The 24,324-nt window shown below is 70.8% G+C and carries 17 protein-coding genes; 11 read left to right on the forward strand and 6 right to left on the reverse strand.

Annotated elements, in window-relative coordinates; all coding sequences use genetic code 11:
* Window positions 1-58 precede the first annotated feature (58 nt).
* Together ACJ8AN_RS25465 and ACJ8AN_RS25470 are read left to right on the forward strand one after the other, a co-directional pair.
* On the forward strand, window positions 59-328 hold the full coding sequence (locus tag ACJ8AN_RS25465) for a GlsB/YeaQ/YmgE family stress response membrane protein (RefSeq protein WP_407758060.1): 270 nt from the start codon (window positions 59-61) through the stop codon (window positions 326-328).
* 111 nt (window positions 329-439) lie between these two features.
* Entirely contained in the window at window positions 440-1,126 is a 687-nt protein-coding gene (locus tag ACJ8AN_RS25470) for a phosphatase PAP2-related protein (protein WP_407758061.1), read from the forward strand.
* On the opposite strand, the gene ACJ8AN_RS25475 is transcribed toward ACJ8AN_RS25470, so the two are convergent.
* Entirely contained in the window at window positions 1,104-1,889 is a 786-nt protein-coding gene (locus ACJ8AN_RS25475; protein WP_407758062.1) for a pentapeptide repeat-containing protein, read from the reverse strand. The genes ACJ8AN_RS25470 and ACJ8AN_RS25475 overlap by 23 nt on opposite strands.
* Before the next feature lie 165 nt (window positions 1,890-2,054).
* Between ACJ8AN_RS25475 and ACJ8AN_RS25480 the strand changes: the two genes are divergently transcribed.
* From ACJ8AN_RS25480 to ACJ8AN_RS25490, 3 genes are all read left to right on the forward strand, one after another.
* On the forward strand, window positions 2,055-3,014 hold the full coding sequence (locus tag ACJ8AN_RS25480; RefSeq protein ID WP_407758063.1) for an AraC family transcriptional regulator: 960 nt from the start codon (window positions 2,055-2,057) through the stop codon (window positions 3,012-3,014).
* A gap of 188 nt (window positions 3,015-3,202) precedes the next feature.
* Window positions 3,203-4,297 (forward strand): ribonuclease T2 family protein, encoded by a 1,095-nt coding sequence (locus ACJ8AN_RS25485; RefSeq protein ID WP_407758064.1) that lies wholly within the window; start codon window positions 3,203-3,205, stop codon window positions 4,295-4,297.
* A gap of 91 nt (window positions 4,298-4,388) precedes the next feature.
* On the forward strand, window positions 4,389-6,218 hold the full coding sequence (locus ACJ8AN_RS25490) for a choice-of-anchor C family protein (RefSeq protein WP_407758065.1): 1,830 nt from the start codon (window positions 4,389-4,391) through the stop codon (window positions 6,216-6,218).
* A 27-nt stretch (window positions 6,219-6,245) separates the two neighbouring features.
* On the opposite strand, the gene ACJ8AN_RS25495 is transcribed toward ACJ8AN_RS25490, so the two are convergent.
* Together ACJ8AN_RS25495 and ACJ8AN_RS25500 are read right to left on the reverse strand one after the other, a co-directional pair.
* Window positions 6,246-9,131: a PAS domain S-box protein gene (locus ACJ8AN_RS25495; protein WP_407758066.1), complete on the reverse strand. Its 2,886-nt coding sequence runs from the start codon at window positions 9,129-9,131 to the stop codon at window positions 6,246-6,248.
* Window positions 9,132-9,137: 6 nt separating this feature from the next.
* Entirely contained in the window at window positions 9,138-10,061 is a 924-nt protein-coding gene (locus tag ACJ8AN_RS25500; protein WP_407758067.1) for an FkbM family methyltransferase, read from the reverse strand.
* Window positions 10,062-10,281: 220 nt separating this feature from the next.
* Between ACJ8AN_RS25500 and ACJ8AN_RS25505 the strand changes: the two genes are divergently transcribed.
* The 3 genes from ACJ8AN_RS25505 (at window position 10,282) to hpf (ending at window position 17,764) form a co-directional block, all read left to right on the forward strand.
* Entirely contained in the window at window positions 10,282-15,204 is a 4,923-nt protein-coding gene (locus ACJ8AN_RS25505; RefSeq protein ID WP_407758068.1) for a hypothetical protein, read from the forward strand.
* Between the two features lie 264 nt (window positions 15,205-15,468).
* Window positions 15,469-16,896: an ATP-binding protein gene (locus ACJ8AN_RS25510; RefSeq protein ID WP_407758069.1), complete on the forward strand. Its 1,428-nt coding sequence runs from the start codon at window positions 15,469-15,471 to the stop codon at window positions 16,894-16,896.
* A 232-nt stretch (window positions 16,897-17,128) separates the two neighbouring features.
* Window positions 17,129-17,764 (forward strand): ribosome hibernation-promoting factor, HPF/YfiA family, encoded by a 636-nt coding sequence (gene hpf, locus ACJ8AN_RS25515; protein ID WP_407758070.1) that lies wholly within the window; start codon window positions 17,129-17,131, stop codon window positions 17,762-17,764.
* A gap of 3 nt (window positions 17,765-17,767) precedes the next feature.
* Here hpf and ACJ8AN_RS25520 read toward each other — a convergent pair whose 3' ends face one another.
* Window positions 17,768-19,609, reverse strand: a complete 1,842-nt coding sequence (locus ACJ8AN_RS25520; RefSeq protein WP_407758071.1) for a glycoside hydrolase family 3 protein — start codon at window positions 19,607-19,609, stop codon at window positions 17,768-17,770.
* 160 nt (window positions 19,610-19,769) lie between these two features.
* Here ACJ8AN_RS25520 and ACJ8AN_RS25525 point away from each other — a divergent pair, with 160 nt between their 5' ends.
* Together ACJ8AN_RS25525 and ACJ8AN_RS25530 are read left to right on the forward strand one after the other, a co-directional pair.
* Window positions 19,770-20,231 (forward strand): PTS sugar transporter subunit IIA, encoded by a 462-nt coding sequence (locus ACJ8AN_RS25525; protein WP_407758072.1) that lies wholly within the window; start codon window positions 19,770-19,772, stop codon window positions 20,229-20,231.
* Between the two features lie 32 nt (window positions 20,232-20,263).
* Window positions 20,264-21,100, forward strand: coding sequence for a hypothetical protein (locus ACJ8AN_RS25530; protein ID WP_407758073.1), 837 nt, complete (start codon window positions 20,264-20,266; stop codon window positions 21,098-21,100).
* On the opposite strand, the gene dtd is transcribed toward ACJ8AN_RS25530, so the two are convergent.
* Window positions 21,084-21,551, reverse strand: a complete 468-nt coding sequence (gene dtd, locus ACJ8AN_RS25535; protein ID WP_407758074.1) for a D-aminoacyl-tRNA deacylase — start codon at window positions 21,549-21,551, stop codon at window positions 21,084-21,086. The genes ACJ8AN_RS25530 and dtd overlap by 17 nt on opposite strands.
* Before the next feature lie 5 nt (window positions 21,552-21,556).
* Window positions 21,557-22,180, reverse strand: a complete 624-nt coding sequence (locus tag ACJ8AN_RS25540) for a TIGR02265 family protein (protein WP_407758075.1) — start codon at window positions 22,178-22,180, stop codon at window positions 21,557-21,559.
* A 248-nt stretch (window positions 22,181-22,428) separates the two neighbouring features.
* Between ACJ8AN_RS25540 and ACJ8AN_RS25545 the strand changes: the two genes are divergently transcribed.
* Window positions 22,429-24,306 carry a serine/threonine-protein kinase gene (locus tag ACJ8AN_RS25545; RefSeq protein WP_407758076.1) on the forward strand — a complete coding sequence of 626 codons (1,878 nt, stop codon included), beginning with the start codon at window positions 22,429-22,431 and terminating at the stop codon, window positions 24,304-24,306.
* Window positions 24,307-24,324 lie beyond the last annotated feature (18 nt).

Consider the following 24,324-nt stretch of genomic DNA (forward strand, 5'->3'; position numbering starts at 1 on the left):
TCGGCTCCCCGTGCCTGAGTGCTTACCTGTTGATGAGTCCAATACGGGGGTTCTACTCATGACTCTGGAAACACTCGTCCTCTGGCTCGTCATCGGTCTCATCGCGGGCTGGCTGGCTTCGGCGGTGGTGGGCGGCGGATATGGCCTCGTCGGCGACATCGTCGTCGGCATCGTCGGCGCCTTCATCGGCGGCTGGCTCTTCCGCGGACTCGGAGTGGGCGCACCGGGCGGCGGCATCGTCTCCACCATCATCGTGGCCTTCGTGGGAGCGTGCGTCCTGCTACTCATCTTGAGAGCCATCCATCGCACGACCTATCGGGCCACATGAGCCCGGGGCGCGGACGCTCCGGCCACCGCGGATTTTCAATTCCGTGACAACCGGGGTAGACGTGCCTGCATGGATGTCCTCTCGGCGCCAGCACCCTCCCGTACGTGGCCCATGGCTCTCCGGGTGGTGCTGGCGCTGTGCTTTCGGGGCACGTGCTACGCGGTGATGTTGTGGCTGGCGCTGCTCGCCGAGGCGCGTCCGGCCCCGCATTTGCCAGACCTGGTGCTGGAGCACGTGCCGTACGTACCGTGGGTGGACCGCTGGAACTACGCGTTGTGGACGCTCGCGTACCTGCCGGTGGCGCTGCTGCTGCTGCGCGAGGACGTCTCGCGCTTCTGCCGCTACACGGTGGCGAGCGGAGTGCTGGCGCTCGTGCGAGGCCTCTGCATCCTCGCCACGGGCCTGGGGCCGGTGAATGGCGCGGACGTCAACGCCGGCATGGACGCGGCGTCACGGGCGCGGGCCTTCCTCCAGCTCGTGTCCCCGGTGGACGTGCTGGGCGCCAACACGCCGCACACGTACCTCACCAAGGACCTCTTCTTCTCCGGGCACACGTCCACCACCTTCCTGCTGCTGCTCTACGTGTGGCGTTACCAGGGACTGAGGGCGGTGATGCTCGTGGGCCATGTGCTGGTGGTGGCGAGCGTCTTCTTCTCGCACCTGCACTACACCATCGACGTCATCGGCGCGTACGCCATCACCTTCACCGTCTTCACCCTCTTCGAGGGCAACCCGCGGGCGCTGCTCGCGGGCGAGTCCCCGGCGGGGGTCCGCGTCACTCGGGCTCGGGCTTCGTGAAGCCCTTCACCCGGTCGAGCGCCGCGCCGTGGAAGGTGGCGCCGGTGAGGATGGCGGCGGAGAAGGTGGCGCGCGAGAGGTTGGCGTTGTCGAAGCAGGCATTCGTCAGGTTGGCCCGCTCGAACTGAACGCGCTCCAGGTTGGCGTCGCGGAAGTTGGCGCCCTCGGCGAGGACGTCGCGCAGGTCCGCCTTCTCCAGGTTGGCCGAGCGCAGGTCCGCGCGCGTGAGGTTGGCCCCATCCAGGTCGACGCTCTCCAGGTTGGAGCGCCGCAGGTTCACGCGCGTGAGGTTGGCCTCGCTCAGGCGGACGTCCTCCAGGTTGCAGCCCTCGAGGTTGGCGCCCTCCAGGTTGCAGCGGGCGAGGTCCGCGCCCTCGAAATTCGAGCCCTGCGCGTTGATGCCGGTGAGGCTGGAGCCCACGAGCCGGACGTCCTCCAGGTTGCAGCCCTCGAGGTTGGCGTTGGCGAGGACGACCTCGCGCATGTCGGCGCCCTCGAGGTTGCAGCCGCGCAGGTTGGCCTCGTGGAGGTTGGCGCCGGAGAGGTCGACGTCCTCGAGGTTGGAGCCGCGCAGGTTGGCGCCGCGCAGGCTCACCTGCCGCAGGTTCATGTCCTCCAGGTCCGCCCCGGAGAGGTCCGCCCCGTCGAGCATGGCCTTGGTGAGGTCCACCTTCGCCTTGCCCGCCGCGTGCAGGGCCTCGCGCAGGTCCCCGTCGTAGCTGAAGAGCTCCGCGCCGTCCTTGTTCCGGATTTGCGTCCGCATCGTGTCCGTCCTCCCGTGAAGTGATGCGCGCCAATGTACGGGGCGGCCCCGGGCACGGGTATCACCCGGGACGCCGGAAAGCATGACCGAGCGTGCCATAATCCCGGCCCCGTGGCGCGCGCGCGCAAAGAGACTCCCTTCCGGTCCGGACTCGTCCCGGCGCTCGTGCGTTACGTGCGCTCGCGCGGCGGGGACGCGGAGCTGCTCGTGCGCCGCTTCGAGCTCCCAGCCGACGTGGAGTCACACGTGGACGCCGCTGTCACCGCGGTGGGCCTCGGCCAGCTGCTGGAGGCGGCCGCGGGCGAGCTGGATGACGCCTACCTCTCGTTGAGGCTGCCGGCGGAGCTGGAGCCGCGCACCTACGGCCTGGGCGAGCTGGCGATGCGCGCGAGCCCCACGGTGCGCGAGGCGCTGCAGCGGATGGTGCGCTATGCGCCGCTGGAGAACGGGGGCTTCGTGCTCGCGCTGGAGGAGCGCGGGGCGCAGGTGGCCTTCACATGTCAGGTGGCGGGACACCCACGAGGGCTGACGCGGCACGCGCACGAGTACGTGCTCGCCTCGGTGCTCACGCAGGCGCGCACGCTGACGGGGCTGCCGGTGGCGCCGCGCGCGGTGTGGTTCCTCCATGCGCGTCCGAAGCGTCTGGAGGGCCTGCACCGCTTCTTCGGCACGGAGGAGCTCGACTTCGGCCGCGCCGCGAATGGCCTGCTGTTCGACGCGGAGTGGATGGAGGCCCGGCTGACCACGGCGGATCCGCGCCTGCTCGCGACGGCCGAGCAGCTCGCCGATTCGGCGTTGCGCGCGAGGGGCCCGGCGGAGGACTTCACCGCCACGGTGGCCGCGCGCATCGAGGAGGCGCTCGAATCCGGCACGGGCGCGGAGGAGGTGGCGGCGCGGCTGCACATGAGCAAGCGCACGCTGCAGCGCAGGCTGGAGGAGGAAGGACTGTCCTTCCAGGAGCTGTTGGACCGGGTGCGCGCGGAGAAGGCGCGAGCGCTCATCCGCGACGAGGAGCTCGAGCTGGCCGACGTGGCCTTCCGGCTGGGCTTCTCGGACGTGAGCAGCTTCAGCCGCTCGTTCCGCCGCTGGACGGGTGTGTCCCCGGGCCGCTACCGGTTGCTGTAGCGGCCGTCGCCTTGCCCCGTAGTCCGAGGCCAGCTCCTGAAAGTGAATGTCACACGTCCGGGTGCGTGTGACTGTTGTCATTGCGGCTCTCCGCTGCGGAAGTGGAGCGGGGGCATGGGTAGCTTGCGCGGCCGGTGCGCTGCTCGCACATCAGGTCCGGCACCCACCCCCGCATCCCCGGAGAACCCATGGGTCTGGCTTTGCGTCGGCCGCGTATTTCCACCTTCCTGGCCATCAGTGCCCTCCTCGCCCTCGGGCCCGCCAGCGCCTGGGCGAGTGTTCCCGTCAGCGGCACGTTGAAAGCGGAGAAGGACTGCGAGGCCTTCGTCTCGAAGAAGAAGAAGACCAACCCGGACAAGACGCGTCTCGAGGTGGGAGACGCGTATGTGATTCTGGAGGTGAACCGCCCCGAGCAGCCCGATTGGTTCCGGGTGCGCGTGGACGATGCCAATCCGCCGGAGCGGTGGGTCCAGGCGGACTGCGGGACCCTGTCGCAGGTGGGGATGCCGCCGCCTCCTCCGCCGCCTCCGCCCCCGGTGGACGAAGATGGCGCCCCCCAGCCCCCGGATTCCTCCAGGTCGGGTGGAGGGGGCGGTGGCGGTGGAGGGGGGCTCTGCAGCACCCCGGGCCTGCAGGACAGCTTCGTGCTGGCGCTGAGCTGGCAACCCGCCTTCTGCGAGAGCCACCGCGCCAAGACGGAGTGCGGCGTCAGCTTCCCCACCACCTTCCAGTCCGCGGGCAACTTCACCCTGCATGGCCTGTGGCCCAACCGCGAGGCGTGCGGCATCAACTACGGCAACTGTGAGCACAGGAGCAAGCCGCGCGAGTTCTGCGGCTACCCCGACGTCGGCCTGAAGCCGGACGTGGCCAAGGCGCTGGGCCAGGTGATGCCGGGCACCGCCTCCTGCCTGGAGCGCCACGAGTGGTTCAAGCACGGCACCTGCCAGCTGGACTGGACCCCCAGCGAGTATTTCGAGGTGGCCATGGACCTCGCCCGCCAGTTCAACGACTCGGGGATGAGCAAGTACATGGCCCAGAACATGGGCAAGCAGGTCGCGAGGGAAGACTTCCTCACGCAGGTGGACAACGCCCTGGGCGCTGGGGCTCGCGAGCGGCTGCAACTGGGTTGCTCTGGCGGCAAGCTGACGGACCTCTTCATCGCCCTGCCGGCCCACATCACGGCGGGCTCGACCCTGAGCACGCTCATCCAGACCACCCCTCCGGACTTCCGCAGCACCTGCCCCGCGCGCTTCCTCATCGACGCCGTGGGCTTGTCCCGCTGAGCTCCACGCCCCCCCGGCCCTCCTCGCGGTGCGATTGCCGTGCCCTCCCGCGAGGCAGAGCTTGTCCGCGCTGCATCGAGGGGGGGCATACATGGCATACGGGAAGAAGCGGACGTCGTTCAGGGCGTGGTGGGGGAGTGTGTTGTTGGGGGCGTGGGTGTCGGCCTGCGGCCCCGTACCGGAGGGCGAGGCTCCCGAGGAGGAGGCCACGGTCGAGGACGTGGCGGACGAGGCCTCGCCCGAGGAAGTCGTCGCGGCGGGAGCCTCCACGATGCGCTCGCTGCCGACCGTTCCGCGGACGCTGGCGTTGAGCGGTCCGGCGGTGGGGTACGGCGGGGGCAAGTACCTGGTGGTCTGGGAGGATGTGCGTGAGGGCGGCGTCTACGGCTCGCGCCTGAAGCAGGATGGCACCCTGGTGGATCCGGTGGGCTTCCGCATCAACACCAGTACCGAGCCGGGCGGAACGCCTGCCATCGCCTATGACGGCAAGAACTTCATGGTCGTCTGGATGACGGCGTCGGACGGCGTCTTCGGAGTCCGAGTGAAGCCGGATGGCACCGTGCTCGGCCCGGTGTTCAACGTCATCCGCTCCGGCGAGGTCTTCGGGCCGACGGGCATCGCCTGCTCCAGCAAGCAGTGCCTGGTGACCTTCACGGTCGAGGGCGATGAGCAGTCCCTCATCGGACTGAGAAGGGTCGGGACCGACGGCACCGTTCTCCCCGACTCCGGCGGCAGCCTCAAGTTCCTGGGCGATTCGAGAGGGTTCGCGTTCGACTCCTCGGTGGCGTGGAACGGCAAGGAGTTCCTGGTCGTCTGGGCCGAATCGCGCGGAGGCCTGGACGTGCCGCCGGACATCTTTGGCGGACGGGTGAAGGCGGACGGCTCGGTGCCCGATCGGTTGGGCTTCCCCATCTCCAGCGCACCGGGCGTGCAGCGCGATCCGGACGTGGTCTGGACGGGGCGGCGCTTCCTCACCGTCTGGGAAGATCTCCGCACCGGAAACGCCGACATTCGTGCCGCGCGCGTGCGCTCGGACACTTGGGTGGATGATCCGGACGGCCTGCCCATCGCCACCACGTCCGCCGAGGAGACCGCTCCGGCCGTGGCCCACCACAACTCGAAGTCGCTCATCGTCTGGAGGAGCGTCCACGAGGGCACGTCCTCCATCCAGGGCGCGCGGCTGACGGAGGACGGCGAGCTGCTGGATGCGACGAGCATCGGTATCTCCTCTCCCGGCCGGGATGCGGATTTCAGCCCGGACGTGGCCTACGGCGGCTTCCGCTTCCTGACCACCTGGGCGAGGGCGAGCTCGTTCGAGGAGCGGCCCTTCCTCGTTCTGGGGGCGCAGGTGAACCACGAGGCGGACGTGCATCCCGAGACGGTCATCACCCGCTACTTCGAGCCGTCCACGCCCAACCTCATCCAGAACGGGAGCTTCGAGTCCGGCTACGACGGGCCTCCCGAGTTCTGGAAGACGCTGTCGATGGGGGAGACGATTCCCGGAGGCTGGGTCGTTACCAGCGGGAACGTGGACTGGCATGACGGCTCGTCGCTGGGCGCCTCGGACGGCCGGCGCGACGTGGACCTGAGTGGCCTCACGGCGGGGGCCCTCGAGCAGACGGTGCCCACGACGCCTGGCCGCACCTACCTGCTGACCTTCGACCTCGCCGGCAACCCCGCCGTGGTCTGCGGCGCGGGCCTCAAGGTCATGGAGCTCACCGTGGGAAGCGAGTCGCAGATCTACACGTACGACACGGCACCCTACGCGGATGACTTCACGGGCCTGCGCTGGCGGCCGGAGGTGCTGCTGTTCACGGCGACCGGCGCGACGGCCACCGTTCACTTCGAGAGCCAGACGGATTCGTGCGGTGGCCCGGCGATCGACAACGTGGCCGTGAGGCTCCTGCCGTCGAGCCACTGAGGCTCCCGGCGGAGGGGAGGACCGGGCTCACGCCCCCTGGCGCAGCAGGGAGGCGGCGACGAGCAGCAGCTCCGCGGGCTCGAGCGGCTTGGCCACGTGCGAGTCGAAGCCGGCCAGCAGGGCGGCGGCCCGGTCCTCCTGGCGCGCGTACGCGGTGAGCGCCACGGAGGGCACCTGGCCGCCCTGTTGGGGAGGCCGGGTGCGCACCTCGCGGATGAACGCGTAGCCGTCCATCTCCGGCATGCCGATGTCGGAGATGAGCAGCTCGGGCAGCTCGTGGCGCAGCAGCTCGAGCGCCTGGGCGGCGCTGGCGGCGGTGGATACGCGGGCCTGGCCTTGCTGCAACAGCATGGCGAGCAGCTCGCGCGAGTCCGCGTCATCGTCGACCACCAGGATGTGGCGTCCGCGAATCTCCCGCGGGTACTCGATGGGGAGGCGGGGCGAGGGGATGGGCGTGGCGCGCGCCGGCTCGGTCGAGTCCTGGCGGGGGGCCACCAGCGGCAAGCGGACGATGAAGGTGGCGCCCTGGCCCCGGCCGGCGCTGTGGGCCTCGACCGTGCCGCCGTGCAGCTCCACCAGGTGGCGCACGATGGACAGCCCCAGCCCCAACCCTCCATGGCGGCGCGTGGAGGAAGCATCCGCCTGGCGGAAGCGCTCGAAGACGTGCGGCAGGAAGTCCGCGGCGATGCCATCTCCGGTGTCGCGCACGTGGAGCTCCACGTACGAGGGGCCCCGGGTGAGGGACACCGTCACGCTTCCGCCCTGGGGGGTGAACTTCACCGCGTTGGACACCAGGTTCCACACCACCTGCTGCAGCCGGTCCGGGTCCGCCTGGAGCGGGCCCGCCTCCGGGTCCAACCGCGCGTGGAGGAGGATGCCCTTGGCCTCGGCCGCCGGGCGCACCACGTCGAGCGCGCTCTCGATGACCTTCATGGGCTGGGTGGGTTGCACGTCCAACCGCAGCTTGCCGCTGACGATGCGGTTGACGTCCAGCAGGTCCTCGATGAGCTGCTTCTGCGCCCGCGCGTTGCGCTCGACGGTTTCCAGGGCGCGCTCGGTCTTGTCCGCGGGCACCTTCCGCGAGCGCAGCAACTGCGTCCAGCCGAGGATGGCCGTCAGCGGCGTGCGCAGCTCGTGGGAGAGCACGCCGAGGAAGTCGTCCTTCAGGCGGCTGGCCTGCTCGGCGCGCTGGCGCTCCGTCTCGGCCACCTCGTACAGGCGCGCGCGCTCCAGGGCCTGGCCACACTGCTGCGAGAGCAACCGCAGGAATTGCATCTCCTCGGGGCCGGCGATGCGGGGCTCGGAGAAGCTCAGCACGATGGCGCCGACGGGCTCGCCGTGGACCCACATGGGCAGGGCGGCGACGGCGTGGTCCTTCACCGTGGGGGGGGCGGCCACGGCCTCCGGGTAGCGCTCGGCGAGCTCCGCGGTGGAGCGGAACCAGAGCTCCTGGCCCGTGCGCGCGGCATCGGTGCCGGGGGTGTGCGCCTCGAGGGGGAGGGCGAGGGAGTGGCGGGTGAAGCTCTCGGGGTAGCCCTCGGCGTAGAGCATCTCGAGCAGGTCGTCCGCACGGCGGCGGTAGACGGCACCCGAGTGGGCACCCATGGCGCCCAGGACCTCGGTGAGGATGGCGCGGGCCACGTCGGAGGGGGTGAGGGCCTGCGACAGGGCGGAGGTGACCGACTGCATGCGCGCGGCGCGCTTCTCGGCCCGGCGCGCCTCGGTGATGTTGTCGAAGAGGGCCACCGCGGCGATCGTCTGGCCGCGCTCGTCCCGGATGGGGGCGCTGTTCACCTTGACGAAGCGGCTGTCCTGGGCGTCCGGCCCGCGCTGCCACAGCACCTCGCCGCGCACCACCTCGCCCCTCAGCACGCTGCGCGACAGGGGCAACTCCTCGGGCGGGTATTGGGTGCCATCGAGGTGGTAGTACCGGTAGTCGGCGTAGCCCCGCACGTCCTCCGAGCGGATGAGGGGGTGGCCCCAGATGGTCTCCGCCTGGGGGTTGGCGTACGTCAGCTCTCCGCGGGGGCCCGCGAGCAGGAAGCCCGAGGGCATCTGCTCGAGCACGGCCGAGAGCAGCCGCTCCTTGGACTCGAGCTCCGCCAGCAGCCGGGTGAGCTCCTCCTCGGCGCGCTTCTGCTCGGAGATGTCCGTGGTGGTGCCCACCCACTCGCGCACGGTGCCGTCCAGGTCGAACACGGGCACGGCGCGGATGAGCACCCAGCGCCAGCTCCCGTTCGCGTGCCGCATGCGCCCCTGGGCCGCGTAGGGCGTCTTCGTGGCCAGCGCGTGCCGCCAGGCCTGCTCGACCCGGGGGCGCTCCTCGGGATGGAGGGCGTCCATCCAGGCCGAGCCGTCCAACCACTGCTCGAGGGTGTAGCCAGTGAAGGCGCGCCAGGAGGGAGAGTCCTCCACCGGGATGCCCTGGGCGTTGGTGGTCCAGACGGCCGACGTCGAGGTCTGCACGAGAGAGCGGAAGCGCTCCTCGCTCTCGTGCAGGGCCGCCTCGGCGCGCGTCTGCCGGTCGCGCTCCTGGCCGGTGAGGTCCCCGGCGCTCAGGAGCCACTCCACGAGCCGTCCCGCGTCGTCCTTCACCGGCAGCGCCCGCACGCGCACCTCGCGCCACGCCCCATCCGCCCGCCGCACGCGGCAGGTGGGCTCCGCTCCGCTGTCCTGCGCGGCCCGGAAGTCAGTGCTTGCCGGCTCCAGGCGCCCCTGGTCCTCGGGGTGGACGCACGCCCACCAGCCCCGATTCAGCATCTGCTCGGGGGACTGGCCGGTGAAGGCCGCCCACGAGGGAGAGGGCTCCTGCATCCGCCCCGCGTCATCCACGGCCCAGACGAGCCGCCGGGCATCCGCGAGGAGTGCACGCAGGCGAAGGGTGTCTCGTGCCGGGGAGGACGGAGCGCGCATGGAGCGTCAGAATAGCGGTGATGCGAGGCATTGCCACCCACGGGGGGCGAGCAGCGCGCGGGCCCGGTCTGGCTGGCGGGTCGCCAGGAAGCTGGGCGCCTCCCAGGCGCCGGGCTCGGGCGGCGTCCCGGGCGGCGCGAGCTCGGGGCCGAGCAGCGTCTTGTGGAGGCGGAAGAGTGTGTAGCCCGCGTCCAGCAGCAGCCGCATGGGCGGGGTGGGCCAGGTGCCATGGTCCTCGAAGACGAGGTCGCGCAGGTGCTCGGAGAGCAGGCGTGTGGCGCCCCGGAAGGCGGCGGCTTCGCCTCCCTCCACGTCGATCTTCATGACGCGTGGCGTGAAGGGGGCGGGCAGCTCCGAGTCGAGTGTGCGCACGTCCACGGCCACGAGTCCCGGTGTGCCCGCGGCGTCCGGGCTCGCGCTGTCCTGCTCGACGAGCGAGGCCGTCCCCGCGTTCTCGTGGAAGGTGGTGGGGATGTGCAGGTGGCCCGGCCGGTTCGCGTCGCCCACGGCCACCGCGCGCGCCTCGAGCCGCACGCCCGGCACCTCCGCCCGCCACAGCGCCAGGTTGCGTTGCAGGCGCGCGTGGATGAGCGGATGCGGCTCGAAGGCGATGACGTGGCCGCCAGGCCCCGTGCGCCGGGCCATCACGCTCGACATGTGGCCGATGTTCGCGCCCACGTCGAGCACCTGCTCTCCGGGAGACACCAGCCGCCACAGCGTCTCGCTCACCAGCAAGTCGTAGAGGCCCAGGTGCCACACCGCGCGCCCGATGGGATCTTGCGGATCCACGATGAGCGACAGCCCCCAGGGCAACTGGAAGGTCCGCTCGCGCTCCAGCGCCGGCGAGCGCAACGCCCGCAACCGCTGCAACAACTGCTGGGGCCGGAAGAGGTACTCGGGCTTGTTGAATCGCTGCGAGAGGGTGGGCATCGAGCCCTCCTGGCTCCGCGGGAGCATTCGAACGAGGGGTTCCTCATTCGCACTTTATCCGGGATTCCCGCCGTTCGCTGTGGGTGCAGTTTTCTCCTGGGAGTGCGCTTTGGGTGTCAGGGGGCGGGGCTTTGCTGGAGGGGGCCACGTGGACTCTGTCCGGACGAGGGCGTTCGGACAGTCCGTGAGACCCTGAGGTTCGGCTTCTGGGAGCTGGAACATGCACAACGATTTCGACGCCGTGGGACGTGCGGGGAAGCGGTGGACTCCGCGCCGCGTGGGACTGACGGTGGGGCTGATGATGGCGGGAGCCGCGGGGCTGCTGGCGCTGCCGGGGCGCTCGGGCAGCGTGCCGTTGCCGGAGCAGGCCGCATGCTGCACGGGCGCGGCCGCGCTGGGTGACACGATGATCAACGCCTCGGGAGGAGGCGACAAGGACTTCTTCGAGGTGCCCACGGTTCCACCGGGCGCCATCTTCCTGCTGGGCAACAACGCCTCCATGCAGGACTACGCCGAGTACCTGCCCGAGGTGGGGGACACCTCGACGTGGGGGTGCTCGGACCCGGCGCTCGTGGACGCGATGAAGTGGTTCGACCGGAGCAGCGCGGATCCGAAGCTCAACGGCTCCATCCCGTTCGACGCGGACCCGGACTTCTCCACGACGGAGACGCACTTCTTCGATCCGGACAAGTACTACCACTCGCGGGGCCGGCGCCTGTCGTGGCAGGTGGAGGACGGGCCGTTCTCGCTCGCGGTGGACATGCGCGGCACGCTGGGCGTGACGGACACGATGAACGCGTGCGGCAACGCGCTGGACTGGAGTGAGCCGTGGGGCTCGCCCCTCTACGCCGAGTGCCAGAAGTGCCTGGTGGAGAAGGGCTGGTGGAGGGGGCCGCTGGCGAGCACGCCCTCGAGTGATCCCATCACGGGAGCTCCGCTGCCGGTGGAGGCGCGGCGCAAGTGGGTGCTGAGCGGGCGCGTGCTCAACGTGCGTCCGCCGAAGTTCGTGGTGGCGCGCAAGGTGCTCAAGGACATCGTGAGCACGGTGGATGGCGTGCGCCTGGGCGTGGCCACGTTCGGACCGGACCATGGCTGGTTCGATCCGCCGGTGCTGCTGCGTCCGCTGAAGCCCTCGTGCGACAAGTCCCATCCGCTGATGGACGACACGGCGCTCGCGCGGCCCGAGCTGCGCAAGGCCATCAACTCCATCTCCTTCCGCAACGACGAGCGCTCCATCGGCGAGGCGCTCTTCGGGCTCGGAGGCTACTTCTCCTCGCAGAAGGTGGATGGCCGCTGGTCGACGTGGTTCTCCAACCCCATCAACCCGGGCTGGGGCTGGCCGGGGTGCTGCAATGGCGGCACGGTGGATGATCCGCTCACGGGCAAGACGGGCGCGGCCTGGGGCGCGCAGTCTCCGGACGAGTGGCTCAAGGACACGCAGCCGTGGGAGGGCGGGGGCGAGGACCGCTCCGTGTGCGCGGCCTGTCAGGCCAGCTCCATCATCGTGCTGACGGACGGCTCGCCGCGGTACGACAACACGGTGCCCATCACGGAGATGATGAAGGTGCTGAAGGCGCGGGGCGCGAGGCACCCGGACGGCACGCCGCTCACGTTCGACCCGAGCAACCCGGAGACGAACCCGGCTCCGGGCGGGGTGAACTACTGCGACAAGTTCGGCGTGACGAAGGAGGACTGCGACTACGCGAACTGGCCCACGGGTCTGGCGAAGACGAACAAGAACTTCATGGACGACGTGGCCTTCTTCCTGGCCAACGCGGACCTGCGCGATGACCTCGCGGGAGACCAGTCCGTGCGCACGTTCACCATCGGCTACGGCGACAACAGCCCGATGCTCCAGAGCATCGCGATGGCGGGCAAGGGCCGGTTCTTCCGCGCGAACAACTCGGGCGAGCTGCGCGAGGCCGTCATGGCCGCGCTCGGTGAGGTGAAGGAGGTCTCCACCTCGTTCGCCTCGGCGAGCCTGGCGGCGGTGCAGGCCGGAGGCATGCAGTCCTCCACGTACGTGCCGCGCTTCAGCCCGCGCCGGGGCCGCCCGTACGAGGGGCACCTCTACCGCTTCTTCCTCTTCAGCGAGTTCTCCCAGGGCTGCCAGCCGGCGCTGGCGAAGGGCGCGGGGGGAGATCCGCACGACCTCAACCACGACAAGGATTGCGACGACACGTTCTTCCTGGACGCGCCCGCGGGCTTCGCGGGAGGCGTGCCGGATATCTCGAGCTTCACGACGGCGAACATCGTCCAGGAGAACGTGGATGGGGCCTGGGTGAAGGTGGGGACGGCCACCGTCAACAGCGAGGGCCGGTTGGTGGGTGGCGTGCCCGCGCAGCCCTTCTGGGACCTGGGCGAGACGCTCGGCAAGCGCAGCGCGAGCGCGCCGTGTGACCCGGGCAATCCGCTCGAGCCCACGGGAGGCCGCTGCGTCTTCACGCTCATCGATCGCGACAAGGATGGCCGCTTCACCGAGGCGGACAACCCGCCGGTGCCCTTCGACATGGCCCATCGCGCCGAGCTCTCGCAGTACCTGCTGGCGGCGGGAGACGGCTTCTGCGCGGGGGCCTTCGCGAAGCTGAAGAAGGCGTGGACGGGGACGCCCGCGCAGCGCGACGAGTGTGTCGACACGCTCATCCGCTTCGTGCGGGGCGCGGACGTCTTCGACTACGACGGAGATCTGCTCACGGACGAGGACCGCCCGTGCTCGGAGGACACCACGCGCTCGTGCAAGCTCGCGGACATCTTCCACTCCGCGCCGGTGTTGGTGGAGCCGCCCGTCGAGCCGCTGCTGTGCACGTTGGGGCTGAGTGGCCAGTGCGTGTCCACGCTCTACGAGGACTTCACCGCGTCGGTGACGTCCGAGGCTTCGTGCTCCTCGCCGGGCGCGGGCAAGCCCTGCTACGCGCCCACGCCGATGAACCCGCCGCGCGGTGCGGGCGGCAAGTACGGCGCCTATGACGCGTACCGGGCGGCCTACGCGAAGCGCGAGCGCATCGTGCTGGTGGGCTCCAACGGCGGCATGCTGCATGCGGTGCACGCGGGCACGGCGCTCTCGCGGGACAAGGCGAGCGCGTTCGATGACGTGCACGACCTGGGCACGGGACAGGAGCTGTGGTCCTTCATCCCGCCGGACCTGCTGCCCAAGCTGGGCCTGATGATGAACGGCCACGAGTACTTCGTGGACGGCACGGCCATGGTGCGCGACGTCTGGGCGGACCGGCTCTCCGGCGGCGTGGGTAACGACGTGAAGGAGACGGACGAGTTCCACACGGTGGCCATCCTCTCCGAGCGCTCGGGCGGCCAGCGCTACGTGGCGCTGGACGTGACGGATCCGCGCGAGATGTTGAAGCCGGACGGCAAGCCGTTCCGCTGGATGTTCCCCAACGCGTGCGACGCGGAGTCGGGCGCGGTGGGCCAGTCGTGGAGCAACTTCGCGCCCAAGCCGCCGCCCATCGGTCCGGTGCGGCTCGCGAAGGGCAACGCGCGCGGTTGGGAGGAGCGCTGGGTGGCCGTGCTCAACGGCGGCTACAGCGCGGACCTCTCGCGCGGCCGCGGTGTGTACATGCTGGAGGCGTGGACGGGCCAGAAGCTGTGGTCCGCGGAGGCCCACTCGGGTGCTTCCTCGGGCGACGCGTACACGGACGAGGTGTTGCACCGGATGATGCCCATCGCGGCCGCGCCGGCCCTGGTGGACATCGGCAAGGCGGAGGATCTGCGGCGGGACATGGACGGCTTCTTCGACACGCTGGTGGTCGGTGACCTGGGCGGCCAGGTGTGGACGTTCCGTTTCCACGAGCCGGGCGTGCTCGGCGGTGATGGCCGGGTGGGCAACTGGTTCGGCGCGCGCTCGCTGGAGATGGCGCGCGAGGACGTGACGGGCGCGGATCCCAAGCGAAAGGCGTACAGGAAGCAGCCCTTCTTCCACATCGCCTCCACCGCGCTCCAGCCGGACACGGGCTGGCTGCGCGCCTTCCTGGGCACGGGCGACCGTCAGCACCTGCGCTCGAAGGAGGGCACCCACTGCGGCCCGGATGACCTGCTGGCCTGCGTGCGGATGAAGTGCGACGTGGACGCGGAGCTCGTCGCGGACATCAACGGCCAGCTGCGCAAGACGCTCATCCAGTACGACAACGGCGTGCTGGTGAAGAACACGGAGACGCTCTCGGGCTCGGCGGGCACGGTGTGCACGTCCGCGCGGCTGGAGCTGACGAGCCTGCGCATCCGCTGCGACAGCGGCACGGCGCTGGGCAGTGGCTCGTACTACTTCCCCGCGTCGGGCGTGTCGGCTCCGGCGAGCACCGATGCCGAGTGCGCCGCATCGGGCGGAGAGTGGTCGTGCGCGCTGGCCAGTCTCCCCACGGACTCGCACGGGGACCTGAACCTGGGCGCGGATGCCGACAAGGTGCCGAGCAACCGCTACTTCGGCTTCCATGCGTATGGCGGCTGGCAGCGGCGCTTCCACGTCGCCGCCGAGGCGCTCGCGTTCGATTCCAAGCGCGTGACGGAGGGCAGCTTCGGTTGCGGTGCGGGAGTGGACTGCTCGCTGGTGGATGTCACACTGCCGGACAGCGCGTACGTGACGTACGTGCACCCGACGCAGGGCCCCGTCCGCTACGTGCCCACGAGCACGCTGGCGTCGCTCCCGCGAGGCGCTTCCGACGGGCCGGGCTGGTTCCTCCAGTACGGGGGGCCGCAGGAGAAGACGGCGGCGGGCTCGGCCGTGCTGAGCGGCATCGTGTTCTGGCCGAGCTTCTCGCCTCCCGCGGGTGCCACCGTCTCGGCGTGCAAGCTGGCCGGAGGAGGGGACCTCAGCCGCTCGTGGCAGGCGGACCTCATCACGGGCCTGCCGGATCAGTCGGAGGGGTTCCGGGTGACGGACAAGGACGGCAACCTGCTCGGGTACACGCCCGCGAAGACGCAGGATGCGTGGGCACCGCCTCCGGAGCCCGCGGCGGTCGTCTCGGTGTCGCCATCGGGTGACGTTCGCTACCAGGTGGTGATTCCGGGCGTCGGCACCTCGCCGGTCACCGAGACGCTGAGCGGACGGAAGCTCACCACGCCGGACATCTCCTGGCTGGAGGTGCCTCGCAACCTGCACGCCTGCCGTCACACGGACGCGCGGTTGTGTGAGTGAGCGGGGCCGAGGGGGGAGCCATCATTCCCCCCTCGGGCCTCCGTATTCCCGCCACCCCCGCGGTGGGGGCTGGGAGTGCGGCCGGGCTCACCGAGCGCCGCTCCTTCCTCCCTGCTCGCCTCCTGTGTTCTTGACGAGGTATCGCGCTCCAGCGACGGTGGGGGCGTGAGCGCGTCCTCCGTTTCGCGCGCGTCCGGTTCCGGCCCCGCGCCCTCCTCAGACTCCGGCGGCTCCCCTCCCTCGGCCGACGAGCGGCTGCGCCTGTTGCTCGCGCATATGTCCGAGGCCTTCTTCTCCCTGGATGGGAGGGGACTCGTCCTCGAGTGCAACGCGCGGGCGGCGGCGCTGCTGGGCGTGGAGCCCGGGCGGTTGCCGGGTCAGGAGCCCTGGGCGGTGGTGCCAGCGCTGGCGGGCCGGACGTTGCACGAGCGGCTGGTGAGTGCGCTCGAGACGCGCAAGCCCGCGCGTTTCCTGGCCTCGCTGCCGCCGCGCGTGTGGCTGGAGGTGTCCGTCGTTCCCGTGCACGACGAGCTGTGGGTGCTCGCCTCGGACATCACCCAGCGCGAGGAGGCCCAGGCCCTGGTGGAGCAGACGGAGAAGCGCTTCCAGCTCCTGGGCGAGCGCTTCCAGGTGGCGCTCGACTCCGCGGAGATGGCCGTCTGGGAGACGAACCTGGTCACCGGCCTGGTGTTCCGCTCCGAGGCGCACGACCGCCTCTATGGCTACCCCGAGACGCTGCCGGAGTGGACGCACGAGAAGTTCCTCGCCGCCCTGCACCCAGAGGACCGTCCGGAGGTGGAGGCGCAGGTGGGGGCCCTCTTCTCCTCGGACGTGAAGGCCTATACCTCCACCTTCCGCACCCGCTGGCAGGATGGCACCTGGCACTGGCTGACGAGCCGTGCGCGCGTGCTGCGGGATGGAGACGGGAAGCCCCTGGTGGTGCGGGGCGCCATCCTCGACATCACCGCGCTGAAGGAGACGGAGCTGGCGCTGCAGGAGGCGGTGCGCGTGCGCGACGACTTCCTGTCGCTCGCCAGTCACGAGCTGAAGACGCCGCTCACCGGCCTGTTGCTGCAGATGCAGTTGTTGCGGCGGCTGGAGGCCGAGAGCGCCTCCACGCCGCTGGAGTCTCCCAAGGTGCGGGTGCGGCTGGAGGGCTTCGAGCGGTCACTGCGGCGCCTGGGGCTGCTCGTGGACAACCTGCTGGACGTCAGCCGCATCCGCCACGGCAAGCTGGACTTCCTCTTCTCCACCGGGGACCTGTCGGCGCTGGTGTCCGAGATGGTGACGCGCACCGCCGACGAGGCGCGGCTGGCCGGCGTGGCCCTCACCGCGCACGTGGAGCCCGGGCTGGTGGGCCGCTTCGACAAGCTGCGGCTCGAGCAGCTGGTGCTCAACCTGCTCTCCAATGGGCTGCGCCACGGCGGCGGCCATCCCATGGAGGTGCGGCTGGAGCGGACCTCCGAGGGTGCTCGGCTGGTGGTGCGTGACGAGGGGCCCGGCATTCCCGAGGCCGATCGCGAGCGCATCTTCGCGCGCTTCGAGCAGGTGAAGGGCGCGGCGCGTGCCGGCGGCCTGGGGCTCGGCCTCTTCATCGTGAAGCAGATCGTCGAGGGCCATCACGGCCGCGTGCACGTGGAGCCGGGGCTCAACGGCCGGGGCGCCGCCTTCGTGGCCGAGTTGCCCCTGTAACGCCATCTACAACGCGGTTCGCGCCCTCATTCCCGGACGCTCAGTCGCCCGTACCCGGCGTGCGAGGACTTCAGCCAAGCTGGAAAGTCAAGGTGACACTGCCTGTTGAGTGCAGTGCGATCGGCCGTCCTTTCGAGTGGGCGGGTTGCTTTCGTCCCTTCGGAGCGTTTCTGATCTGTACCGGAGCTCCGGTCGTCTCACCCCCAGCCCCAAATATGGGAGGCAGTCACGCATGCAGCTCAACATCACCTTCCGCCAGTTCGGCTCGTCCGATGCCCTCAAGGAGTACGCGAAGGAGAAGGTCGAGCGGGTGAACAAGTACCTGGATCGAGCCGGTGAGGCTCACGTGGTGTTGTCGCTCGAGCGGCACCTGCACCACGCGGAGATCACCATCCATTCCGGTGCCTGGGTGCTGCGCGGCAGGGAGAAGAGCGAGGACATGTACGCGTCCATCGATCTCGCGATGGACAAGATCGAGGCCCAGCTCCGCAAGTACAAGGAGAAGATCAAGAACCACCACGGCCGCGAGCGCGTGCACCACCGCCAGGGCCTGGTGAACACCCTCAAGGTGCGCCACAAGGTCTTCGAGCTGCCCGGGGAGTTCCTCGACGAGGCCACCGAGGCTCCGGCCGTGCAGCCCGCGCCGAGCGCTCCGGCCGCGCAGCCCGCCACGCGCATCGTGCGCACCTCGGACATCACCGTGAAGCCCATGACGGTGGACGAGGCGGTGATGCAGATGAACCTGCTGAACCAGGAGTTCTACGTCTTCCAGCACGACACCACGCACGAGGTCTGCGTGGTGTACCGGCGCAAGGATGACGGCCAGTACGGCCTCATCGGCGTGCACGCTCCGCCCAACGCGGGCTGAGCCTCACCGCGCGCTGCGCTCGGAGCGGAGGACCCCACCTCCGCCCTCCCTCGGGGGGGTGGGGGGAGCGGCGGCCTGCTCCCGGCGCGGGGCGTCCAGTCCGTGACCGAAGGCGAGCCGGTTGAGCTCCACCGGCAGCCGGCCTGGCGTGCCGATCTCTCCGAAGAGGGCGGCCGCGGCGGCCTCGGTGGCGGCGGGCTGGTACGAGTAGATGGCCAGCACGGCCCGGGCCTCGTCGGCCTGTTCGGCGAGGTAGGGCAGGCCCATGGACACCACCAGCACCGGGCGTCCGGTGGCGGCGGCCAGGGTGACGAGCTCCAGCTGGCTCGAGCTGATCATCCCCACCACCACCACGTCCGAGGTGAGCGCCAGGCGGCGGGCCCGCTGCCGCAGCACGGCGCGCCGCGCGTGTGAGGGCCAGGCGGGCACGTTCATCACCTGGGCCTGGGGCACGCGGGAGCGGATGGCCTCGCCCAGCGAGCTCTCGGCGGTGATGACGCCCAGGCGCACGTCCGGCGAGAGCGGGAAGTGTCTGCCGTCGGAACGCAGCAGGGTGACGGCGGCGCGGGCGATGCGGTGGGCCACCTCCTCGTGCTCCGGCGAGGGCGGGGTGGCCAGGCGCTGCTCCAGAAGCTCCGGTTGCTCGAAGAGGCCGCGGCGCACCTTGGCGGTGAGGACATGGCGCACCGCCTCGTCCAGCCGCGCGAGGGGAAGGTCCCCACTCATCGCCGCGGACAGCAGGGACAGGTACACCTCCGTCTTCTTCTCCGCCCGCCAGGGGACGAGCACCATGTCCGCCCCGGCGCTCACCGCCATCACCGCGGCCCGGCCCACGCCGTAGCGCTGGGCGATGGCGTCCATCTCCAGCTCGTCGGTGAGCACCAGCCCGTCGAAGCCGAGCCGCTGGCGCAGCAGCCCGCCCAGCACCTTCGGGTGGACGGTGGCCGGCATGTCGTCCCCGGTGAGGCCGGGCACCGCCACGTGGGCCGTCATCAATCCGTCCAGCCCGTCCTGGATGACGGCGCGGAAGGGCTCCATCTGCGCGAGCACCTCCTCGCGCGACTCGCGCATCACGGGCAGGGACTTGTGGCTGTCGGTGTCCGTGGCGCCATGGCCCGGGAAGTGCTTGGCCACGGTGACGAGCCCCGCGTCCTGCTGGCCCCGCACGAAGGCCCGTCCCAGCTCGGACACCAGCGGCACCGAGTCCCCATAGGAGCGGATGCCGATGACGGGGTTGCGCGGGTTGAGGTTCACGTCCAGCACCGGCGCCAGGTTCATGTTGAAGCCCAGACGCTTCAGGTCCTCTCCCTGCGCGAGACCCGCCGCGTAGGCGAGCTCCGCCGAGCGCGTGGCCCCCAGCGCCATGTTGCCCGGCAGCACCACCACCCCGTCCTTCACCCGCACCACGTTGCCCCCCTCCTGGTCCAGCGCGAGGAAGGGGGGAATGCCGTCGGAGAGCAGCCGGCGCAGGCCGTCGTTGAGCCTCGCCACCTGCTCGCCGTCCACGATGTTGCGTTTGAAGAGGCACACCCCGCCCACCCGGCGGCCGCGCACCAGCTGCTCCACGGGCTCGTCCACCGCGGTGCCGGAAAAGCCCACCATCATCACCTGGCCCACCTTGTCCTCGAGGGACATGCGGGCCATCAGGCCTTCCACCCGGGCCTGGAGCGCCAGCTGTTCCGGGCGCGCGTGGGGCGCGGCCGGGTCGGCGTCGACCTGGGGCGGGGCGGGAGTGACCGGGAGAGCGTGCGCCTGGAACTCCCGGGCCGGTTCGGGGGTGGTGGCACAGGCCCCGAGGCACAGGACGAGCGGGACGGTGAGTGCGCGCAGGAGCCGGGGGAACACGTTGCCCGGCAGCCTAAGCGAGCCCTCCGGACCCCTCCATCTTCCGGCCAGCGAAGTTAAGACGCCTGGAGGCGGACAGGGAGGGCAGGCGACCCTTGCGCGAAACGAGGGCCAGGAGTAATTGCCCGCGCAGGAGCGCCACTGCTTTGGGAGCGCCAGCTTGCGAATCTCCGAGTTCCTCAGCCCAGAAGCCGTGATCGCGGACCTTCGTGCCCGCGACAAGCCGGAGATCTTGCGCGAGATGAGCGCCGCGTTCGCTCGCGCCCATCCCCACTTGAAGGAAGAGCGCCTGGTGGAGGTGCTGCGCGAGCGCGAGAAGCTGGGCTCCACCGGCATCGGCGAGGGCGTGGCCATCCCCCACGGCAAGCTGCCCGGGCTGTCGCAGCTGGTGGCCGCCTTCGGCGTGTCGCGTCAAGGCGTGGACTTCGAGGCCATCGACGGCAAGCCCACGCACCTCTTCTTCGCCCTGGTGGCCCCGGAGAACAGCGCGGGGGTCCACCTCAAGGCGCTGGCGCGCATCTCGCGGCTCTTCAAGAACCCGCGCTTCCGCGCCGCCATCCTCGAGGCCCCCACGGCCGCGGACATCCACGCCCTCATCGTCCAGGAAGACGCCCGGCCCTGAGCCCCGGCTCCTCCCAGTGGTAGGCTGGGGGGATGGAACTGGTCCTCCGGCGCGTCAACGACCGCTTCTTCCAGGAGCAGGTGCTGCCCTTGCTGTCGCTCGCGATGAGCGACTCGGCGGGGGCGCTGCGGGCGTTACAGGAGGCGCTCGCGGACGAGCAGAGCCGCCTGCTGTGCGAGCAGCTGCTCTCCTCGCACCTCGGCGGTGGGCTGAGCGGGGTGGAGCAGGAGCCCTGGGCGGAGCTGGTGGACCGGCTGCTGCTCCTGAATTGGAGCCCGGGCCCGGCGGGCTGGACCGTGGACGGGCAGCGGGCCGGCTACGCGGGCAACTGGGACGAGGCGCTGCACCTGGCGCTGATGGTGGAGGACCCGGGCTACCCCTATGCGGACGCGCGGTCCTCGCACGGGCGGCGCGAGGGCTTCCGGCTGCACCCGGTGGCCGACGTCGGGCTGGCGTCGCTGATCGGCGGCCAGTGGGAGTCCTTTCCCCCCTTCCCGCCGGACCGCGTCTTCTCCACGGCGGGGCGGGGCGGGTACGTGCCGCGCGAGCAGTACGCCTTCGCGGACTGGGCCTGGCGGCCGGCGCGCACGGTGGCGCACTGGCAGGTGAACCTGGAGCGCAAGCTGCGGCGGCTGCTGGAGCGCGAGCAGCAGCGGCTCGCGCCCCTGGAGATGCCGGAGCTGGACGCGGTGCTGGGGTACTGGACGGGCCGGGTGGCGGGGCCCCCCGAGCTCCCGGTGGCCTTCTCCGGGTTGGGCCAGCGGGCGTCCTCGTGGATTCAGGAGCTGGGCGTGCTGGTGTCGCACGTGCGCGAGGCGGCCCAACACAAGGCCGGCCTGGTGGCGCTGGGCGTCAGCTCGCGGCGCTAGGGGCCGCGGCCGCCGGGCTCTCCAGCAACAGGGTGACGGGGCCGTCGTTGACGAGCGCCACCTTCATGTCCGCGGCGAAGATGCCGGTGCCCACGGTGAGGCCCCGGGCGCGCAGCATGTCGCAGACGCGCTCGTAGAGGGCCTTGGCTCCCGCCGGCTCCATGGCGTCGGTGAAGCTGGGGCGCCGGCCCCGGCGCGCATCCCCGTAGAGGGTGAACTGGCTCACGACGATGAGCTGCCGCGAGGTGTCCTCCAGCGACAGGTTCATCTTGCCCGCGGCGTCCTCGAAGATGCGCAGGGTGGCGAGCTTCTCCGCCATCCACGTCACGTCCGCCTCGCTGTCGCCCTTGCCCACGCCCAGCAGCACGAGCAGCCCCGGTCCCATCTGGCTGACGCGCTCGCCCGCCACGGTGACGGAGGCCTCGAGCACCCGCTGCACCACTGCCTTCATCGTCCTCACTCCCAGGAGAAGTCGTACACGCTGTCGAGCGGGGCCGTCTGCTGCCCGCGCACCTTCACGTTCCTCACCGCGTAATGCGTGAAGAGCTGCTCCAATACGCCCTCGTGGTACTCCACGGGGAGGAAGTTGCGCCGCATGAGGAGGTGGCCGCGGGTGGGCCCGTGCCACTCCACCTTGCGCTCCCCGTAGGAGGCCCCCATCCGGTAGACGGTCTGCACGCCGCTCAGGAACAGCTTGAGGTCCTTGCCGGCCACCATCCGCACCGCGTTGCCCACCGCGGACGCCAGGAAGTCCGCCGTGGCCCGGCGTCCCAGCATCCGCGCCGCGTTCCCCAGGCCGCCATACCGGCCGCTCAGCTCCTCCACCGCGGTCCCGGTCAGCCGCAGCAGCTGGGCGATCGGGTAGTTGAAGAAGGCCACGTAGCCCTGGCCCCCGAGGGCCTCCTGGCAGCGCTCCACCGCCGCCGCGTCCCCGAGCGCCCGGACCGACTCCAGCATGCTGTTGAAGAACAGCCCGCGCGTGGTGTCCTGGGGGGTGGCCAGCTCGCTCAGCCGTTGCGGCTCCCACGCCCAGTCGCGGGGCGCACCTGCCAGGGGGCTGGGGTCGCGGCTTGTGCTCATGGAAGGGCGGGGAGGGGGAGGATAGCAGTCGAGGAAGCAGCCGCCGGGCCCTCCGAACCGTAGCCCTGGGAGAACCCTCCAGGCAAATCCGCCCCCTGGGCGGACGGCCCCACTGGGATTGATGACCCACCGACGACGTGTGTCATAGACTTCGCGGCCGAATGACTCTTCAGCGCCCGTGTCGCACTTGCGGTAATCCCCTACCCGAGGGGGCGAAGCTCTGTCCCCGGGACGGAACCGCCGTCGACGTGGAGTCCTATCTGGAAGACAAGACCGCGTTGCGTACCGCGCTCGAGCTCCCGGCCCAGTCCCTCCACGCCGCGGGAGAGGCGGACATGGAGTGGGAGTCCACCGTCCGCAAGGACATCCTGGTGGGCCAGCGCATCGGCGAGTACGTGGTGCGCCGGCGCATCGGCAGCGGCGGCATGGGCGTCGTCTACGAGGGCGAGCACCCGGTCATCGGCCGCAAGGTGGCCATCAAGATCATCCGTCCGGACACCTCCGAGGGCATCCGCTCGAGGGACCTGGTGGGCGAGGCCCGCGCCGCGAGCGCCATCCGCCACCGCGGCATCATCGATATTTTCGGCTTCGGAACGCTGCCGGGCATCGGCCAGTACCTCGTCATGGAGTACCTCAACGGCCGGCCGCTCGACGAGGTCATCATGGACCGGGCGCCCATGCAGGCCGCCGAGGTCATCCGCCTCATCACCGAGGTGCTCGGCGCGCTCTCGGCCGCGCACGCCGTGGGCGTCATCCACCGCGACCTCAAGCCGGGCAACATCTTCGTCGTGCTGGAGTCCAACGGCTCGGAGTACGTGAAGGTGCTCGACTTCGGCCTGGCCAAGCAGGGCGCCACGCCCCACAGCGCCACGCCGCAGACGCGCGCGAGCATGATCGTCGGCACCCCCGAGTACATGGCGCCGGAGCAGGCCTGTGGTCAGCCGGTGAGCCCGCGCACCGACCTGTACGCCGTGGGCGTCATCCTGTTCGAGATGCTCACCGGGCGGCTGCCCTTCCGGGGCGACTCGCCGATGCACGTGGCCATCCAGCAGGTGCAGGCCCAGCCGCCCCGGCCCTCGTCGCTCGTGGACGGCCTGCCCGCGGAGCTCGAGGCGCTCATCCTCCGGCTGCTGGCGAAGGAGCCCGAGCAGCGGCCCGCCTCGGCCGACGCGGTGGCGCGCGAGCTGAAGGCCATGGCCAAGACGCTGGCCGCGGAGATGACCCAGCTCTCCGGCTTCGCCCGCACCCTGCCGGAGCCGGAGCCTCCCTCCGTGCGTCCCCCGGCGCGGCAGGAGGCGGCGGCTCCGCAGCGGGGTGCGCCCGCGCCTCGCCCGCCCGTCGCGCCCCCGGAGACAGTGGATTCGCCGAAGACCGTGCTGACCGGCTCCCGCAACGCGGTGGCTCCGTCGGCCCCCGCACGCCCCCCGCCCGGGCGTGCGCCGACCCCGGCGCGTCCCCCGGCCGCACGTCCGCAGGCCGCTGCCCCGGCTGAGGTTCCCGACACCGCGGAGATCACCCCCGTGGGGCGCTCCTCCCGCATGAAGCTGCTGGCGGGCGTGGGCGCGGCGGTGGTGCTCCTGGGCGTGGGGGTGGGCGTGGTCATGAGCAAGGGGGACAGCGGTCCGGCCGTGCCGGAGACGACGCCCCCCGTACGCGGCCTCGTCCCCATCGAACCCAAGCCGGTGGTGCCCCAGCCCCAGGTGCAGCAGACCGGCACACCGCCGGACCCCGTCACCGCCGACCCGCAGCCGAAGACCGAGACGCCCGTGCCGCCGGAGACTCAGCCCTCCGCGCAGGCCGTGGTCGCGGGCCCGGAACAGACTCCGGCACCGCAGAAGTCCGGCCCCATCGCCACGCAGGACCCCAAGGAGCCCAAGGACGCGGCTCCTGGCGGGAAGAAGCGTCCCCCCGTGGGTTATCTCCAGCTCATCTCCGAGTGCTATTACCGGGTGTACATCGACGACATGCCGCTCAGGACCACGGCGGTGAAATCCCTCGCCCTGTCCGCGGGCCCCCATGAGCTCCTGCTGACCGACAACCCCAAGTTCCCGCCCTACCGCGAGACCATCGAAATCCGTGCGGGGGCGAAGCGCGTGATCGAGGCTCCGTGCAAGACCGCGGAGTAGGGTGATAGAGACGCTCTT

This window comes from Archangium sp., assembly GCF_045802675.1.
Taxonomy (GTDB): domain Bacteria; phylum Myxococcota; class Myxococcia; order Myxococcales; family Myxococcaceae; genus Archangium.

Coding starts and splice junctions, on each gene's coding strand:
- ACJ8AN_RS25465 (WP_407758060.1), top strand. CDS start 59: ATGACTCTGGAAACACTCGTCCTCTGGCTCGTCATCGGTCTCATCGCG.
- ACJ8AN_RS25470 (WP_407758061.1), top strand. CDS start 440: ATGGCTCTCCGGGTGGTGCTGGCGCTGTGCTTTCGGGGCACGTGCTAC.
- ACJ8AN_RS25475 (WP_407758062.1), bottom strand. CDS start 1,889: ATGCGGACGCAAATCCGGAACAAGGACGGCGCGGAGCTCTTCAGCTAC.
- ACJ8AN_RS25485 (WP_407758064.1), top strand. CDS start 3,203: ATGGGTCTGGCTTTGCGTCGGCCGCGTATTTCCACCTTCCTGGCCATC.
- ACJ8AN_RS25490 (WP_407758065.1), top strand. CDS start 4,389: ATGGCATACGGGAAGAAGCGGACGTCGTTCAGGGCGTGGTGGGGGAGT.
- ACJ8AN_RS25495 (WP_407758066.1), bottom strand. CDS start 9,131: ATGCGCGCTCCGTCCTCCCCGGCACGAGACACCCTTCGCCTGCGTGCA.
- ACJ8AN_RS25500 (WP_407758067.1), bottom strand. CDS start 10,061: ATGCCCACCCTCTCGCAGCGATTCAACAAGCCCGAGTACCTCTTCCGG.
- ACJ8AN_RS25505 (WP_407758068.1), top strand. CDS start 10,282: ATGCACAACGATTTCGACGCCGTGGGACGTGCGGGGAAGCGGTGGACT.
- hpf (WP_407758070.1), top strand. CDS start 17,129: ATGCAGCTCAACATCACCTTCCGCCAGTTCGGCTCGTCCGATGCCCTC.
- ACJ8AN_RS25530 (WP_407758073.1), top strand. CDS start 20,264: ATGGAACTGGTCCTCCGGCGCGTCAACGACCGCTTCTTCCAGGAGCAG.
- dtd (WP_407758074.1), bottom strand. CDS start 21,551: ATGAAGGCAGTGGTGCAGCGGGTGCTCGAGGCCTCCGTCACCGTGGCG.
- ACJ8AN_RS25540 (WP_407758075.1), bottom strand. CDS start 22,180: ATGAGCACAAGCCGCGACCCCAGCCCCCTGGCAGGTGCGCCCCGCGAC.